This window comes from Streptomyces sp. NPDC052036 (assembly GCF_040680495.1).
In the GTDB taxonomy this organism is placed as follows: Bacteria; Actinomycetota; Actinomycetes; order Streptomycetales; family Streptomycetaceae; genus Streptomyces.
Map to the genome: position 1 here is coordinate 137553 of NZ_JBFAWW010000016.1, position 17266 is coordinate 154818.

Consider the following 17266-nt stretch of genomic DNA (forward strand, 5'->3'; position numbering starts at 1 on the left):
CTGGGGGAGGGGCACTGAACGTCGAACGTAGACAAAACGCCCGCACCTTGAGGTGACCGCCATCACTCCGGGCCGCCTTTCGACCCGAATTGTGGGGAGAACCACAGAGAAGTGTGTGAGCGGCGTCACGACGACCGATGCGCGCGACCGTCGAGTGGCCCGTCCTGCGCACCGACGGTCTCCCGGGCCTCCCGCCCGGTCGCCGGCTGTTCCCTCAGGAACGGTCCGTGCCGGCGCCCGGGACGGGCAGCCTGAAGCACGCGTCGACGATCTTGCCGTCGGGGCAGCGCCGTGCCTGCCATTCGTCGGCCAGTGCGTCGACGAGCAGCATCCCGCGCCCGCCGAGCCGCTCCTCGCTCGGCGGCCGGGGCGTGGGCAGCCGGTCGGAGGTGTCGTGGACGGCCACGTGCAGACAGTGTGTGTCCCAGGTCAGCACCAGCTGCGCGGAGCTGCGCGCGTGCACATGGGCGTTGGTCACGAGTTCCGAGATGGTCAGCAGGACCGCGTCCACCGTCTGCGGCGCACACTCGGTCCAGCCCAGTGCCTTCAGGTGTTCGCGAGCCCAGTCACGGGCCGCCTTCACCCCGCTGTCCAGCGGCAGGGAACGCGCCCAACCCACCGCCCTCACCGATGATCCGCTCACCGTGTCCCTCCCAGCCGAGGTCATGCGGTGTAACGGGTACCCGCCCCGCCCGCGTTGACGCCGCCCGGTGGAGACCCGTCCTTGCGCGGGGCATGGCAGGGCGAGAAGGCGCTCACGGTGTCCCGTCCGGGAGTTCGACGTCGTCGTCGGCGGTGCTGCGGGCCGCCGAGAGGTAGTTGTAGGCGGAGGCCCGGGAGATGCCGAGCCGGGCCGCGACCTGCTGCACCGCGCCTCGTACGGCGAACACCCCGCGCCGGTCGAGGTCGCGGAACAGCTGAAGCCGTTCCCCGCGGCCGAGTTGGGCCCATGGCTTGTTCTGGCGGAGCTGGCGCTCGTCGACGATCGCGTCCAGCACCGCGCCGATGTCGTCGCCGAACGTCGTGGTCGGTACGGCCGCGGGGGAGGTGCCGACACCGGCGATCTCGCCGATCAGGGCGTGGGCCTGGGTGACGGCGGTGATGTCGAGGTTGACGCACAGGGCGCCGAAGACCGTGCCGCTGGAGTCGCGGAGCACCATGGTCGACGACTTCACCATCTTCCCGTCCTGGGTGCGGGTGAGGTAGTTCAACTCGTCGCGGGCCTGGTCGCCACGCGCCAGGAGCTGCATACCGATCTCGCTCATGGACCCGCCGGTACCGCGCCCGGTGACCGACCCGGCGAGGGCGACGATGGAGTGCTCGGGCCGCCGGAAGTCATGGATCACCACCTCGCAGAAGGCCCCGAGGGTCGCGGCGATCCCGTCGATCACCGGGATGAGGGCGGCGATGATGGCGTCCTGCTCATCGGTTGTCGTCCCGGGCCTGACCGGGTCCGACGTGCCCCCGGCCCGGACGCCGGACCCGCCGGAGCCCACGGGTCGCCCGTCCTCGGACTCGCTCATGCCTCACCGTCCATCTGTCGTCCGTCCGTCTCTCCGTGGTCCACCCGTCTGATCCGTGCCGCAACGATGTTCCCAGGTCCTGGACGACGAGTACAGGCTCTGGACAATAATTCCAAGCTGCGTCAGAGTGGCGGCGACGACGACCGCAGGGCGCTCACCCGCGACCCGGAACGGAGCACGAACATGACCGACACGCAGCGCGTCACGCTGGAGGACGTGCAGGACGCCGCCGCTCGGATCAAGGGCGTGGCCCACCGCACCCCGGTACTGCGCTCACGCACCCTGGACCGGCTGGTCGGCGCCGAGGTCTTGGTCAAGTGCGAGAACTTCCAGCGTGTCGGTGCCTTCAAGTTCCGCGGCGCGTACAACGCCGCGTCCCGGCTGTCCCCCGAGCAGCTCGCGAGGGGGATCGCCGCGTACTCCTCCGGCAACCACGCCCAGGCCGTCGCCCTGACCGCTCGGGAGCTGGGCACCAGTGCCGTGATCGTCATGCCGGAGGACACCCCGCGCTCCAAGCGGGAGGCGACGGCCGGATACGGGGCGGAGATCATCACCTACGACCGCTACACGGGGGACCGGGTCGCGATCGGGGAAGCGCTCGCCGCCGAGCGGGGTCTCGCGCTCGTACCTCCCTATGAGCACCCGCATGTCATCGCGGGCCAGGGCACGGCGGCCCTCGAACTTATCGAGGAGGTCGGGGAGTTGGACGCCGTCGTGGTGCCGGTCGGCGGCGGCGGGCTGATCGCCGGGACCGCCACGGCCGCCAAGGGACTCCACCCTGCCATGCGGGTGATCGGCGTCGAGCCGGAGGCCGGCGACGACACCAAGCGCTCCCTGGAAGCCGGCCGACGTGTGTCCATCCCGGTGCCGCGCACCATCGCCGACGGCCAGGCCGCGGACATTCCCGGTGAACTGACCTTCTGCGTCAACCAGCGGCTGGTGGACGAGATCGCCCTGGTCAGCGACGAAGGGATCCGGGACGCCATGCGGTTCGCCTTCGAACGCATGAAGCTCGTCATCGAACCCAGCGGCGCGAGCGGCCTGGCCGCACTGCTGGCCCACCGGATCGCCCCCCTGCCCCGCAGGATCGGCGTCATCGTCTCGGGCGGCAACATCAGCGCCGAGCGGTTCAGCGAGATCATCGGCGGCTGACCGCCCGACACACCCGCCCGCCCGGGCGGGCGTACTCGTGTGCGCGTACACCTGCCGACGTCCTCGTGCACCGGACATCGGGAGGCCCCCTCGCGGCCGCGGCCGAGGGACTATCGTGCTCCCATGTCCGTCGATCTCATCCGAATCGTCTCCCGTGACTCCCCCATGGCGCTCGCCCAGGTGGAACGAGTCCGTGCCGAACTGGCCGCGCTGCACCCGACGGTGCGCACCGAGGTGATCCCGGTGAAGACGACCGGAGACAAGTGGATGGGCGACCTCTCCCGGGTGGAGGGAAAGGGCGCCTTCACCAAGGAGGTGGACGCGGCGCTGCTGGCGGGTGAGGCCGATCTGGCGGTCCACTGCGTGAAGGACATCCCCGCCGACCGTCCGCTGCCGGCGGGCACGATGTTCGCGGCCTTCCTCAAGCGCGACGACATCCGGGACGCCCTCGTCGACCCCTCGGGCCGCACCCTCGACGAACTCCCCGCCGGTACCCGCATCGGCACCTCCTCCGTGCGCCGGACCGCGCAGCTCGCCGCGTCCCACCCGCATCTGCAGTGTGTTCCGATGCGCGGCAACGCCAACCGTCGTCTGGAGAAGCTCGCCGCCGGGGAGGCCGACGCCTTGCTCCTCGCCGTCTCCGGCCTGCGACGGATCGACCGCGCCGACGTGGCCAGCGAGATCCTGCCGGTGGAGACGATGATTCCGCCGATCGGCGCGGGCGTCCTCGCCCTGCAGTGCCGTGAGGACGACACCGAGACCATCGAGACCGTCAGCGGCCTCGGTGACCCGGCCACGCACCGCGAGACCCTCGCCGAGCGAATGTTCCTGCACGTCCTGCAGGGTCACTGCAACAGCCCGATCGCCGGCTTCGCCCGCTCCGACCGGAACGGTGAACTCTCGCTGCGCGCCTGCGTGTTCACCCCGGACGGCAAGACCGTGCTCAATGCCCACGAGTGGGCCGGCCGCCTCGATCCGGCCACGCTCGGCACCTCCGTCGCCGTAGCCCTGCTCCGGCAGGGCGCACGCGACCTGATCGAGAGCATCGCCCACTGAACCGGGCGCCTCGGCACACCTCGTCGCGAAGCCCCTGGTCAACTCCTGTGTGACCGGGGCTTCTCGGCGTGGGATCGCCGGTGCCGCCGGGCCGGACCGGCCCGACGCCCGCCTGGTATGTCGTACTCCCGGATCTCGCGCGTCCTCCCCGGGCCGCCGGCACGGCTTCCCCGCTGCCTCCCGACGCGTGCCGCCGGGGCCCGGCGTGCAGCCCGTACCCACGCCCTCCTCCCGGCTCTCTCAGCGCCCTCTCAGCAGCCACCCGACAGGCTGGAGGGGTGACCGACAGGCGAGCCAGCATCCTGCGCACGGGAAAGAGTGAGCCCCTATGGCCTCCCACACCTCGGCCCCGCCCCTCTCTCCGGCTGGAGGTCATACCGGCCCCAGGAAGGCGGTCCAGGCCGGCCGGCTGCACGGCTTCTACGAAGCGGCCTGTGACGAGGCGCCGTCGGCGGTGGCGCTGGAGTGCGACGAGCGGCTTCTGACCTACGCCGACCTCGACGCCCGTGCCAATCAGGTGGCCCACTGTCTGCGCCGCGCGGGGATCGGTCCGGGCGACCGCGTGGGGCTGCTGCTGCCGCGCTCGGTCGACATGTACGCGTCGCTGCTGGGCGTCAGCAAGGCGGGTGCGGCGTTCGTCCCGATCGACCCCGCGTCCCCGCCCGACCGGGTCTCCTTCATCCTGGACGACGCCGGTGCCACCGTACTGCTGACCATGTCCGCACCGGCCCCCGGAACGTCGTCACAGGCGCGGACACCGGCCCGGTGCAGGGTGATCGACCTCGGCGCGTGCGCCGGGGAACTCGCCTCCCTGCCCACCACCCGCCCGTCCCCCGCGCACGCGAACGGGAGCGATCCGCTCGCGTACATCATGTACACCTCCGGATCCAGCGGCAGGCCGAAGGGCGTGCAGATCGCCCAGTCGAGCATCTGCAACTTCCTTCGCGTCGTCACGCCCGTCTACGACGTACGCGCCCACGACCGGGTGTACCAGGGCATGACCATCTCGTTCGACTTCTCCATCGAGGAGATCTGGCCGACCTGGACGGCGGGCGCCACCCTCGTCGCCGGACCGGCCGGTCCCGGGCGGCTCGGCGACGACCTCGCCGACTTCCTGGAACAGCACGGCGTCACGGTGCTGTACTGCGTCCCGACGCTGCTGGCCACCATCCCGCGGGAAGTGCCGCGGATCCGCACCATCGCCGTCGGCGGCGAGGCCTGCCCCGGACAGCTCGTCGAGCGGTGGAGCAGACCGGGGCGCCGCATCCTCAACACCTACGGACCGACCGAGGCCACCGTCACCGCCACCTGGAAGGAACTGCTTCCCGGCCGGCCCGTGACCATCGGGCGGCCGCTGCCGACGTACTCGGTGGTGCTGCTCGACGAACTGCGCCGGCCCGTGCCGCCCGGCGCCGTCGGCGAGATCTGCCTGGGCGGCCCCGGACTCGCCCGCGGCTATGTGGGCCGGCCGGACCTGACGGCCGACCGTTTCATCGAGCACCCGACGGCGCCCCTCGGCGGCCGGCTCTACCGCACCGGGGACCTCGGGCGGATGAACGACGACGGGGAGATCGAATACCTGGGACGGGCCGACGCCGAGGTCAAGATCCGCGGCTACCGGGTCGCACTCGACGAGATCGACAACGTCCTGCTGGAGGACCCCGGCGTGGCCGAGGCGGTCACCGCGCTCGTCCCGGCCCCGGGCACGCAGGCGTGCTCCCCGAACGGCCAGGACGCGCGTGACGACGGTGAGGACGGCAGGACCCTCGCCGCCTACGTCGTACGCTCCCCGGAGCACCCCGCCCCGGAAGCCCCCGGCGACGACGCCCCCGGCGACGACGGTCTCGCCGCCCGGCTGCACGAGCGCCTGCGCCGCACCCTGCCCAGCTACATGGTGCCGTCGTACCTCGACGTCCTCGACCGGCTCCCGGCCATGCCCAGCGGCAAGGTCGACCGCAGACGGCTGCCCGCCCCGACCGGCCGCCTGCTCATCGACGGCGGGCCGGTGACACCCGCCCGCGGCCCGTGGGAGACGCGGGTGCGGGACGTCTGGGCACGGGTCCTCGGCATCGCCCCCGACCGACTGTCGGCCGAGGCGGACTTCTTCACCGACCTGGGCGGCCACTCCCTGCTGGCCGCCAGGGTCGTGTCGGTGCTCCGCGGCAGGGACGGCGAGGCCGGCCCCACCCTGCGTGACCTCTACGGACATCCGACCGTGCGGACGTTCGCGGCGCGACTGCGCACCGCGGCCGCCACCGCGCCCTCGGTCGCCCCGACCCGCCCGGAACCCCTGCGCCACAGCGGCGGCCGGATCGCGCTCGCCGGGCTGGTCCAGACGGCGGTGCTCTACCTCGTGCTGCTCCTGTTCACGTTGCCGGTCGCCCTCTACGCCGCCGAGCACAACGGAATCTCGCAATGGTCGCTCGTGGTGCTGGCCGGCATCGCGCTGGCCGGGTACAGCGTCATCCGCTGGATCGTGCCCTTCGTCCTGGTGCGCCCGCTCGCCGCGGGCATCCGCCCGGGCCGCTACCCGCTCTGGGGAGCGACCTATCTGCGTCTGTGGGGTGTCAGCCTGCTGCTCGGCCTCAGCCCGCTGCGGACACTCAGCGGTTCCCCGATGATGGCCCCCTGCCTGCGGCTGCTCGGCGCCCGTGTCGGAGCCCGTACGACCATCGCCACCGGCATGGTCCCCCTGCCGGCTCTCCTGACCGTCGGCAGCGACACCGCGATCGGCTACGGGGCCTCACTGCGCGCCTGGCAGGTCGCGGACGGATGGGTGACGGTCGCCCCGATCACGATCGGCGAGGGAGCGTTCGTCGGCGCCAACGCGGTGCTCGAACCCGGCGCCCGGATGGGACGCCGGTCCGCGCTCGGGGAACAGTCCGTCCTCGCCATGGACGAGGCGGTCCCCGACGGGGCACGCCGGGCCGGATCCCCCGCACGCCCGGTCGAGACCCTCGCCCCGGCCGTAGAGACCATGCTGCGCAGGTACGGCGGTACGGACCGCTGGCGACCCCGGCAGCTGGCCGCCGCGCTGCTCGGCCTCGTCCTCCTGGAACTGGTCGTGCCGGCCATGGGCCTGCCGTGCCTGGCGCTGTTCTGGTTCGCCTGGGTGCGCTGGGGCACGGGAGCGAGCCTCGCGGCCACCGCGCTCGTCGGCCCGCTCTGGGTGGTCACGGTGTGCTGCGTGGTCGCCGTCGGCAAACGCGTGGTCCTGCCCGGGCTGCCCGTCGGCATCCATCCGGCCCGCTCCGCGCTCGGTGTGCGCAAGTGGATCGCGGACAAGCTGCTGGAGTCCAGCCTCACGTTCACCAACTCGCTCTACGCCACCCTCTACACCGTGCCCTGGCTGCGGCTGCTCGGCGCACGCGTCGGCCGCGGCGCCGAGGTGTCCACCGCCGCACACATCGACCCTGACCTGCTCACCCTGGGGGAGAGCAGCTTCGTGGCGGACATGGCGAGCGTCGGGTCCGCCGCCTTCGCGGCCGACCGGGTGGCGTTCGGGCCCACCGAGGTGGGCAGCCGCGCCTTCGTCGGCAACGCGGCACTCATACCGGCGGGAACGGAGCTGGGAGCGGGCTCGCTGGTCGGCGTGGGGACCGTCCCGCCGCAGGACGGGGTGCCCGACGGCACCACCTGGCTGGGCTCGCCCGCGCTGCGGCTTCCGGTGCGCCAGAGCAGCGGCTCGTACCCCGAGGAACTGACCTACCGGCCGACCCGCAGGGCGGTTCTCGTCCGCCTGACCATCGAGTTCTTCCGCGCCACCCTGCCCCCCGCCGTGCTGGCGACCAGCGTCTACTTCTATCTGATGGTGCTGTCAGGCGTGGCCCGGCGTGTGGGCCCGGCGGCGGTGCTTCTGTCGCCGTTCCTCGCCATGGCCGGATCCCTCGCCGTCATCGCGTTCTGCGTGGCCCTCAAGCGTCTCGTCGTCGGCACGTACCGGCCGCGCGTCGAGCCGCTGTGGAGCCTGTTCGTCCGGCGTACGGAATTCGTCACTGGCGTCTTCGAGGCCGCCGCGGTCCCCGCCGGGGTGGGTACGCTGGTGGGCACACCGTTCCTGCCACCGGTACTCCGTCTGTTCGGCGCCCGCATCGGCCGGCGCACCTGGATCGGCACCACCTACCTCACCGAGTTCGACCTGGTGGAGGTCGGTGACGATGCCACGATCGACACCAACGTCTCGCTGCAGACCCACCTGTTCGAAGACCGCGTGATGAAGATGTCCAAGGTCACCGTCCACGCCGGTGCGAGCATCGGAACCCGGGCGATCGTGCTGTACGACGCGGTGGTCGGCGAGGGCGTCCGGCTCGGGCCGCTGTCGCTGGTCATGAAGGGCGAACGGCTGACGCCGGGGACGAGCTGGCGCGGACTGCCCGCCGAAGGACTGGTCGAGCGCCCCATCACGGGGCCGCGGGAACGGCCGCCGGTTCGTGCCGGCGAGTGCGCGGAGCACGAGGAACACGATGAAGGGGCGGCGAGCAGGACATGACCCATTCCGCGAGTCCCGGCGGTGGGCACCGCCCCCTCGCGCTCGTCTACCGGGGACCCGCCTCCCAGCCCGGCTGCCCCGAGGCGGTCGCCGCACTCCTCGCCGAGGGCCCCTGGAACCTCGACGTGCGCTTCACCGGCCCGCGCGAGGAACTGCCGCTGTCGGCCGAGTCGCTGTCCCGGGCCCGGGTGTACGCCCAGCCGGGCGGCGGCACGCTCCGCTGGGCCTACTGGAGGCTGCGGCGACGGCGGGGCGCGATCCGTGACTTCGTCCAGGGCGGCGGCCGCTATCTGGGCTTCTGCCTGGGCGGCTATCTGGCCGGGGCCACGCCCGGATTCGGTCTGCTGCCCGGCGACACCGACCAGTACATCTCCTCGCCCGGGTGCTCGGTCCACGACGACAGCAACACCCTGGTCGGGGTGGAGTGGCACGGTCGGCCCCGCACCGTGTTCTTCCAGGACGGGCCGTACTTCGTACTCGACCAGGGCGCGGACGCCACGGTCCTGGCCAGCTACGACAACGGCACGCCCGCCATGGTGGTGTCCCGGTTCGGGGCCGGCCGCGTCGGCGTCACCGGACCCCACCCGGAGGCCACGGAGGACTGGTACACCGACTACGGCCTGCCGCTTCAGTACACCCTCGACCTGGCGCGGGACCTCGTGGAGTCGACCCTGGAACCGTGACCGGGGCGCCCCGCGCCGAGGGAAGGCCCCGTGCGCCGTCCGCAGACCACAGGGACACCTCCACCACGGCACGTCGGAGGGACCATGGGAGGAAGAGGCCGGGGGCGCGTGTGCCGGGGACCGCCGACGGTGCCGGGCCGCCCCATCCCGTACCGGCGCCCGCCGCAGGCGTCACGGGGAGGCCTCTCGAAGGAGGCGGTGCACGGTGATCACGCGAGTGCGGATGCCGCACCGGCATCTGGCGCCGCCGGCCAGGTCCGGGCCGCCACGGCAGCCGCCGAGGCCGCCCGCGCAGCGGCCCCGGGCGGGCTGGCAGTGGTGGATCATGCCGCTGGTCTGGGTGCTCTTCCTGGTTGTCCTCATGTTGGTCCGCGCCCCCTCGGGCACTCCGCCCGCCCACCTCGCCTACAGCGACTTCGTCGGCAAGGTCGGCGTGGGCCAGGTGAAGACCGTCGACATCAACGACAAGGGAGCGGTCAGCGGCACCCTGAAGAACGGGACCAAGTTCACCACCCAGCTGCCGACGGCGCTGGGCACCGGACAGCTTCAGCAGCAGCTCCAGTCCCAGCATGTGCAGATCACCGCGTCCCAGAGCAAAGGCGGCGGCAACGCGTTCACGTCGATCCTGTCCGCTCTGCTGCCGGTGCTGCTCCTCATCGGTGTCTTCTACTGGTTCGGCCGCCGCGCCGCGCGTTCCATGACGGGCGGGCTGAGCGCCATCGGCCGTTCCCGCGCGAAGATCATCGAGGCGGAGCGCCCGACCACCGGGTTCGACGACGTGGCCGGCTACGACGGCGTCAAGCAGGAGATCAGCGAGGTCGTCGACTTTCTGCGCAACCCGGCCCGATACGCCGCCGCGGGCGCCAAGGGCCCGCGCGGTGTGATCATGGTGGGACCGCCCGGCACCGGCAAGACCCTCTTCGCCCGTGCCGTCGCCGGAGAGGCCGACGTGCCGTTCCTGTCGGTGACCGGATCGGCGTTCGTCGAGATGTTCGTCGGCGTGGGCGCGTCCCGGGTGCGTGACCTGTTCGACGAGGCCCGCAAGCGTGGGCCGTCCATCATCTTCATCGACGAGATCGACGCCGTCGGCGCCCGGCGTGCGGGCACCGGCCGGATCGGGGGCAACGACGAACGCGAGCAGACCCTCAACCAGCTGCTGGCCGAGATGGACGGCTTCGACCAGTCCACCGGCATCGTCGTCCTCGCCGCCACCAACCGGCCCGAGGCCCTCGACCCCGCGCTGCTGCGCCCGGGCCGCTTCGACCGTCAGGTCACCGTCCCGCTGCCCAACCAGGCCGAACGGGCCGCCATCCTCCGGGTCCACTCTCGCGGCAAGACCCTCGCCCCCGACGTCGACCTCGACATCGTCGCCCGGGCCACACCGGGATTCTCCGGCGCGGACCTCGCCAACCTGGTCAACGAGGGCGCCATCAACGCCGTCCGGGCCGACCGCACCCTCATCGAGCCCGACGACCTCGACGCCGCCCGCGACCGCATCCTGCTCGGCCGCCGCGAGGCGTCCAACGCCCTGCTGCCCGAGGAACGCCACGCCGTCGCCGTGCACGAGTCGGGCCACGCCCTGGTCGCCGCGCTGTGCGAGCACGCCGATCCCGTCGCCAAGGTCACCGTCCTGCCGTCGGGCATGACGCTCGGGGTGACCGAGCAACTGCCCGAGGCCGAGCGCCATCTGTACAGCGAGGGCTATCTGACCGATCTGCTCGCGGTCCGGCTCGGCGGCCGGGCCGCGGAACTCGTCGTGTTCGGGGAGGGGTCCAGCGGCGCCGCCAACGACCTGGCCGGTGCCACCCATATCGCCACGCGGATGGTGCGGGACTTCGGCCTCTCGCCCGCCGTCGGCCCGGTCGGCTACGCGACCGCCCATCCGAGCCAGCTCGGTGAGACCGTCGATGAGGGCGTCCCGCAGCCGTACTCGCAGCAGACGCAACGGATCATCGACCAGGAGGCCGCACGCCTGCTCCGCGAGGCCGAGGATCGGGCGACGGAGCTGCTCCGGGACCACCGCCGGGCCCTGGACCGGCTCAGCGACCTGCTCGTCGTACGGGAGACCGTGGACGGCTCCGCGGTGCTCGACGTGCTCCGGCAGGAGGAGCGGCAGCGGCGGGACGCCAACGGCGGGCCCACGGACCGCGCCCCCGGCGATCTGCGCCCCCTGCCGCCATGCGCCCGCGTCCCGAGGGAGGGGGACCGCCCGGCAGGAACGGCGGCGGACCACGAGACGCCGGGCACCGGCGGGTCACCTGCCGGTTCGGCCTGACGACGACGAGTTCATGGCGTGGTGCCACGTCCGGGAACGCGGCACCGCGGCCGACGACGGTCTCGTAGAGCAGCCGCCGGCACTCCTGCCGCGCCGCCTGCTCGGGAGCGTGCTCCGGTTTCGGCGCGTCGAGGTTTCCGACGATCTGTCACCCAAAGTGGCTTGTCTTACCTTCTTCTAACATTCCGCAACTGAATAGAGACATTCCGTCACCTTGAATGACCTGCGCAAAGAACATGCAAAGGAAACTTCTGCGAAAGGGTCAAATTTCGAGCAACGGTCTTCTCAGTGGGTGTCTTGATTCCTAGTGTGAGCCGCCATTGAGCGTTAATTCGGTGTTCAGATAGTGAGAGGCCCCTTGACATGGCGAAACTCGACCATGCCGTCCCCGATGTCACACGGGACCAGACCGCTCTACGGCGGGACGTCGGTCTGATCGGACTGATGTGGGCCTCGGTCGGTTCCATCATCGGATCCGGCTGGCTCTACGGCGCCGAGAAGGCCGTGGTGACGGCCGGCCCCGCAGCGATCATCTCCTGGCTGATCGGCACGCTGGCCATCGTTCTGCTGGCACTCGTGCACGCGGAACTCGGCGGCATGTTCCCGGTGGCGGGCGGCACGGCCCGTTACCCGCACTACGCCTTCGGCGGACTGGCCGGCATGTCCTTCGGCTGGTTCTCCTGGCTGCAGGCCGCCACCGTGGCCCCGATCGAGGTCGAGGCCATGATCGGCTACGCCGGTCACTGGCACTGGGCCCAGGGGCTGCAGCACAGCGACAGCACGCTGACCACCAGCGGCTTCGCCGTCGCGGTCGTTCTCATGGCCGTCTTCGTCGTGGTCAACTTCCTCGGTGTCCGCGTCCTCGCCCACACCAACAGCGCGGCCACCTGGTGGAAGATCGCCGTCCCGCTGGCCGCCATCTTCATCATCGCGGTGGGCAACTTCCACCCCCACAACTTCACCGCCCACGGCTTCGCCCCGTTCGGCGCCAAGGGCGTTCTGGGCGCCATCAGCGGCAGCGGCATCATCTTCGCCCTCCTCGGCTTCGAGCAGGCGATCCAGCTGGCGGGCGAGAGCCGCAACCCCAAGCGTGACCTGCCGCGCGCCACGCTCGGCTCGGTCGCCATCGGCGCGGCCATCTACGTCCTCCTGCAGGTCGTCTTCATCGGCGCGCTGCCGCTCAGCTCCTTCGCCCACGGCTGGGACAAGCTCAACTTCCCGGGGATCAGCGGCCCCTGGGCGGGCCTCGCGACGCTGGTCGGCCTGGGCTGGCTGAGCGTAGTGCTGTACATCGACGCCGTCATCTCCCCCGGGGGCACCGGCCTCATCTACACGACCGCTACCTCGCGTGTCTCCTACGGCCTGTCCAAGAACGGCTACGCGCCCAAGCTCTTCGAGAAGACCGACGCCCGTGGCGTGCCGTGGTTCGGTCTCGCCATCTCCTTCATCACCGGCGTGATCTGCTTCCTGCCCTTCCCGAGCTGGCAGGAGCTGGTCGGCTTCATCACCTCCGCCAGTGTCCTGATGTACGCCGGCGCGCCGCTGGCCTACGGCGTCTTCTCCGACCGGCTCCCGAACCTCGAGCGCCCCTACCGCCTGCCCGCCGGCAAGGTGATCGCGCCGCTGTCCTTCGTCGTCGCCAACCTGATCATCTACTGGGCCGGCTGGGACACGCTGTGGCGCCTGGGCGTGGCGATCATCCTCGGCTATGTGCTGCTCGGCGGCTACGCCTGGTACGCCACCGCCAAGGGCCTGCCGGACGCTCCCCGGCTGGACTGGAGGGCCGCCCAGTGGCTGCCCGTCTACCTGGTGGGCCTGGGCCTGATCTCCTGGCAGGGCGGCTTCGGCGGCCAGGGCCACATCGGCCTGTGGTGGGACATGCTGGTCATCGCGGCCTTCTCCCTGCTCATCTACTACTGGGCCAAGGCCACCGCGTCCCACTCGGAGGAGATCGAGCGGAGCATCGAGGAGGTCGTCGTCACCGACGCCCCCGCTCACTGACCCTGACCCCAAGGTGTCCCGTCAGCCCCGGCCGTCCGGCCGTGGCCGACGGGACACCGTCGTGTTCGGGCCTGCTCAGGCGGTCTTCGGCGCCGCTTGCTGCACGACCTCGAAGGACCACAGCGTGGACGCGCTCGCGGCCGGCCTGGGACGCTCGCCGCTCTCCGGGCCACCGCCCTGGTGGGCTGCCTTCATGGAACCCTCCATCCACGCCTGGAAGGACTCCTCGTCACGCCACCGCGTGTAGACGAGGTACGTGTCGGTCCCCTCGACGGGCCTGAGGAGTTCGAACCACTCGAACCCGTCGGAGTTCTCCACGGCGTGGGCACGGGAGGCGAAGCGCTTCTCCAGCGTCTCCCGCTGCTCGGCGGGAACGGTCAGTACGTTGATCTTGACTACGCTCATGGCCCCATCCTGCCGCACGGCGGCCCGTGGCCGGTGACCGGCTCGTCCCTCGCGCGGCCGAGCGGGGCCCCCGATCGAGGGCCCGGCAGGAACCCAGGCTGGGACCCCGGCGCGACGCGGGGCCGACGCCCATGGCCCGACGTGCGCGGATCCGCCCTCGGGGTGAGGGTGAAGGTATGAGCGAGCCGCGCGTGATCGTGTCCGCGCCCTCCGAGACCGGCGGCCGACGGGTCCGGTCCGACGGCGAGATCCTTGGCATGGCGTACAGCCTGCACGACCTGGCCGTGCTGTTGCAGCGTGCCGGCCTGGAGGGCTGGGACGAGGTGGACGTGGCGGAGTCCCCGGTGATCGAGTGGCACGGCGGGGGGCCGGAGGTCTGGCCGAGAAGCGGCGGCGGCTCCGGCTCGTGACCGACGCCTGGTCACCGGGTGCGACTGCCCGCCGACGCCTTTCGACGCAAGCGGACGAACTGTGCGTCTGCGCGCCGGCAGCGGGGTGTCACCGGCGCAGGATCTCGACGACGGCCGGGTCCTCCAGCACGGAGACACACCAGGCACAGTGCTCGTCCCCGCCGCCCCGTGCGAAGGCGTCGCTCGTGGCCATCGCATAGGCCGCCCGGTACAGCAGGAGATCGTCGATCGCATACCCGAACTCGTCCGCGAACCGCGCGGTGAGCCGCCGGGTGATCTCCGGCGCGTGCTCGGTCGCCCCCGGGAAGATGGCCGCGGTGACGGCGGCGTCGAACCGGGGGTCCCCGCCCGTGGACAGGAAGCCGTAGTCCACGAGGGCGAGGGGCCGCAGTTCGTCGTCCACCAGCACGGTCTCCGGGAAGATGTCACCGTGGACGACCGCCTCGTCGACGCCGGGCAGCGAGCGCAGCTTCTCGATGAGGACGGCACGTTTGCGGTAGAAGTCGTGGACCTGTACGGCGAACACGTCCGCGCACCGGCTGACCCGCCGGTCCACGAGGTCCGCGAGGGCGGATCCGAAGGTGGTGTGGCCCTCCCACAGGGGGAGCTCCTCGTCCAGGACGGGCAGTCCCTTGACCTCCGCCACCTCATGGGCCGACGCGAGGGCGCGCAGAACGCCGACGAGGCAGTCGACCGCCTCGGGCAGCACCTCCGGGTCGTCGGTGCGGATCCGACGCGCCAACGGTGCGCCGGCCAGTTCCCGCTCCACGGTCATCGGGACCCCTTCGATGTCCTCGACGGTGAGGATCTCCGGGGCGTCGAACGGCAGGTGCGCGGCAGCATCGGCGTAGAAACGCTGCATCCGCCGCAGTTCGGATCCCTGCCGGTGCTCCCACACCTTGGCCACCGTGCCGTCGCCGAGCCGGTAGACGGAGCCCTCCACCGCCGCTTCGACGGGTCCGGCGTCGGGATATCCGGCGTCCACGAAATGCCGTACCCGCCGGGCCGTGGTGTCGTGTGTCGTATCGGTCATCTCGTGCCTCCCCGGTGTGAGCGACCGGGCCGGTCGGCGAGGCCGTGACCGGCACCCTCTCCCACGGTAGGCCCCGCGTCCTCGCCGCACCTCCGCGGACCGTCCCGCTCGCCCGGATCTGTTTCCTCGTAGGCGGAGCCGACCACGGCCGTTCCTTCGTACACTGTCGGCCGTCGCCCGCCGACGGCCGAGTCCGGCCGTCCTGCGGGGATCCGCCGACGTGCACTGCTACTGCGGCGTCCGCTCGGCCGCGCCACCCCCCATCCGCGCACCACCGCTCACTCGCAGAGGGCCGTATGCCGACCATCAGACTTGTCCGGAACCTGACAGGGGCGGCCGCTGTGCTCCTCCTGCTGACTGCGGCGCCCGGAGCGGTTGCCGCGGCCCCGGAGCCCGCGGCCCGCGCCACGGCCGCCACCACCCCGGCGGCCGACACCTGGCAACCGCCGCTGTCCACCCGCGGCCGGTACATCGTCGATGCCGCGGGCAACCGCTTCCGGCTGAGATCGGCCAACTGGGACGGCGCGCAAGGATCCTGGACGGGCAGCGGCAGCATCGACGATCCCGCCAACCACCATGCCGGCCAGGACTCCTACGGCATCCCCCTCGGCCTGGACCGGGTCGCGCTGCCCAAACTGCTCGCCGACTTCCACGCCCTCGGGATCAACAGCATCCGGCTGCCGTTCTCCGACGAGATGATCCACACGACGGCCCCCGTGCCCGACACCGCCGTCACCGCCAACCCTCAGCTGCGGGGCAGGACACCGCTGCAGATCTACGACGCCGTGGTGGCCGCACTCACCGGCGACGGCTTCGCGGTCATCCTCAACAACCACACCAACAGCTCCCGTTGGTGCTGCGGCCTCGACGGCAACGAGCGCTGGAACAGCGGGCAGTCCACCCAGCAGTGGGCCGACAACTGGGTCTTCATGGCCCGCCGCTACGCCTCCGACCCGCGCGTGGTGGGAGCCGACCTCTACAACGAGGTACGGCGCGACATCATGGACGACCCCAACTGGGGCCTGGGTGACGACCACGACTGGTACGCCGCCGCCCAGCTCGCCGCGGACCGCATCCTGACCGAGGCCAACCCGAACCTCCTCATCGTCATCGAGGGGATCAACTGGACCGGCCTGCCCGTCGACGGGCTGCCGCACGGCCGCCCCATGCTCACTCCCGCGCGCGCTCTCTCGCACACGCTCGTGGCCACCCACAAACTCGTCTACTCCGCCCACTTCTACGGCTACACCGGCCCCCACCACAGCGGTGCCACCGGCATCGGGGAGACACACGACCCCCGTTACCAGGACCTCACCCGCGACGAGCTGTACCAAGCCCTGTCCGACGAGGCCTTCTTCGTGACCGAGGAGGGCGGCCGTCACTACACCGCACCGCTGTGGATCAGCGAGTTCGGCATCGGAGCCGACGAGACGGGCACCGCCGCCCGCGCCTGGTTCGGCGACATCACCGACTACTTCGCCGACCATGACGCCGACTTCGCCTACTGGCCGCTGGTCGGATGGGAAGGCCACGACGACTGGTCGCTGCTGCGCTATGACACCGAGGGGCACCGATACGGCATCCTCGACGGGTCCGACTGGCGCAGCACCGCATGGAACCACCTCATGACCGCACCCGCGCGAACCGGGCCCGTGGCGGAGGTGCCCTCCTGGCGCATGCTCGCCACCGACCACGGCGACCGGGTCCAGTCACTGCGGGTGCGTGCCACCGGGGACTGGGACTCCGGTGCCTCCAAGGCGGCCTGTCCCGACGGCCTGCGGCTGGCCGGGCTCGGCCACACGGCCGGCCGTGCACTGTGCACCGACATCACCGCCGGCGACCTGCGCGCCGGGGGCATCGCGCAGACGGTGGTCACCGACGAGCGCTACGTCCCGCAGGGCGGCGACTGGGCGTCGGGCTACACCAAACTCCAGTGCCCCACCGACGACTTCCTGATCGGCTACAGCCACCGCGGCGGCCGGGTTTCGGCGGCTCTCTGCGTTCCCGCCCGGGGCCGACTGGGCGTCACGGGACGGACCGTGTGGTTCGACCGGTCCGACAACCGCCCCGCCGACGCCGCCGGCGGCGACTTCGCCTACGGCGACTACAAGGGCCAGTGCGCCGACGACGAGTACGCCGCCGGAATCGCCTTCACCACACGTCTGGGCAGCACGGCGGGCCCCGCCGCCCTGCTGTGCCGCAAGCTGTCCTGAAGGGCGGGACGGCGGGGCACTCCCCA

General features: G+C 71.6%; 12 protein-coding genes. 8 read left to right on the forward strand and 4 right to left on the reverse strand.

Features of this window, described 5'->3' with window-relative positions:
- Window positions 1–214: 214 nt before the first annotated feature.
- Entirely contained in the window at window positions 215–667 is a 453-nt protein-coding gene (locus tag AB0L95_RS22805) for an ATP-binding protein (protein ID WP_365163907.1), read from the reverse strand.
- 88 nt (window positions 668–755) lie between these two features.
- Window positions 756–1523 (reverse strand): PAS domain-containing protein, encoded by a 768-nt coding sequence (locus AB0L95_RS22810; RefSeq protein ID WP_365163909.1) that lies wholly within the window; start codon window positions 1521–1523, stop codon window positions 756–758.
- A gap of 183 nt (window positions 1524–1706) precedes the next feature.
- Between AB0L95_RS22810 and AB0L95_RS22815 the strand changes: the two genes are divergently transcribed.
- From AB0L95_RS22815 to AB0L95_RS22840, 6 genes are all read left to right on the forward strand, one after another.
- Window positions 1707–2675, forward strand: coding sequence for a threo-3-hydroxy-L-aspartate ammonia-lyase (locus AB0L95_RS22815; protein WP_365163911.1), 969 nt, complete (start codon window positions 1707–1709; stop codon window positions 2673–2675).
- Between the two features lie 123 nt (window positions 2676–2798).
- The gene (gene hemC, locus AB0L95_RS22820) at window positions 2799–3731 is read left to right on the forward strand and encodes a hydroxymethylbilane synthase (RefSeq protein WP_365163913.1); all 933 of its coding nucleotides are present in this window, start codon (window positions 2799–2801) and stop codon (window positions 3729–3731) included.
- A gap of 328 nt (window positions 3732–4059) precedes the next feature.
- Window positions 4060–8220 carry a Pls/PosA family non-ribosomal peptide synthetase gene (locus AB0L95_RS22825; RefSeq protein ID WP_365163914.1) on the forward strand — a complete coding sequence of 1387 codons (4161 nt, stop codon included), beginning with the start codon at window positions 4060–4062 and terminating at the stop codon, window positions 8218–8220.
- A complete protein-coding gene (locus tag AB0L95_RS22830) occupies window positions 8217–8903 on the forward strand; it encodes a BPL-N domain-containing protein (RefSeq protein WP_365163915.1) in 687 nt (228 codons plus the stop codon). Before AB0L95_RS22825 ends, AB0L95_RS22830 begins: the two co-directional genes overlap by 4 nt.
- Window positions 8904–9108: 205 nt before the next feature.
- Window positions 9109–11178, forward strand: a complete 2070-nt coding sequence (gene ftsH, locus AB0L95_RS22835) for an ATP-dependent zinc metalloprotease FtsH (protein WP_365163916.1) — start codon at window positions 9109–9111, stop codon at window positions 11176–11178.
- 363 nt (window positions 11179–11541) lie between these two features.
- Window positions 11542–13179 (forward strand): APC family permease, encoded by a 1638-nt coding sequence (locus tag AB0L95_RS22840; protein WP_365163918.1) that lies wholly within the window; start codon window positions 11542–11544, stop codon window positions 13177–13179.
- 75 nt (window positions 13180–13254) lie between these two features.
- On the opposite strand, the gene AB0L95_RS22845 is transcribed toward AB0L95_RS22840, so the two are convergent.
- Complete coding sequence (locus AB0L95_RS22845; RefSeq protein ID WP_365163919.1) at window positions 13255–13584, reverse strand: antibiotic biosynthesis monooxygenase; 330 nt, start codon at window positions 13582–13584, stop codon at window positions 13255–13257.
- A gap of 176 nt (window positions 13585–13760) precedes the next feature.
- On the opposite strand from AB0L95_RS22845, the gene AB0L95_RS22850 reads away from it, so the two are divergent.
- Window positions 13761–13994, forward strand: a complete 234-nt coding sequence (locus tag AB0L95_RS22850; RefSeq protein ID WP_365163920.1) for a hypothetical protein — start codon at window positions 13761–13763, stop codon at window positions 13992–13994.
- A gap of 88 nt (window positions 13995–14082) precedes the next feature.
- Here the strand turns inward: AB0L95_RS22850 and AB0L95_RS22855 are convergent, their stop codons facing one another.
- Window positions 14083–15027 carry a phosphotransferase gene (locus AB0L95_RS22855; RefSeq protein WP_365163921.1) on the reverse strand — a complete coding sequence of 315 codons (945 nt, stop codon included), beginning with the start codon at window positions 15025–15027 and terminating at the stop codon, window positions 14083–14085.
- Window positions 15028–15323: 296 nt separating this feature from the next.
- On the opposite strand from AB0L95_RS22855, the gene AB0L95_RS22860 reads away from it, so the two are divergent.
- Complete coding sequence (locus AB0L95_RS22860) at window positions 15324–17240, forward strand: cellulase family glycosylhydrolase (protein ID WP_365163924.1); 1917 nt, start codon at window positions 15324–15326, stop codon at window positions 17238–17240.
- The last annotated feature ends 26 nt before the right edge of the window (window positions 17241–17266 follow it).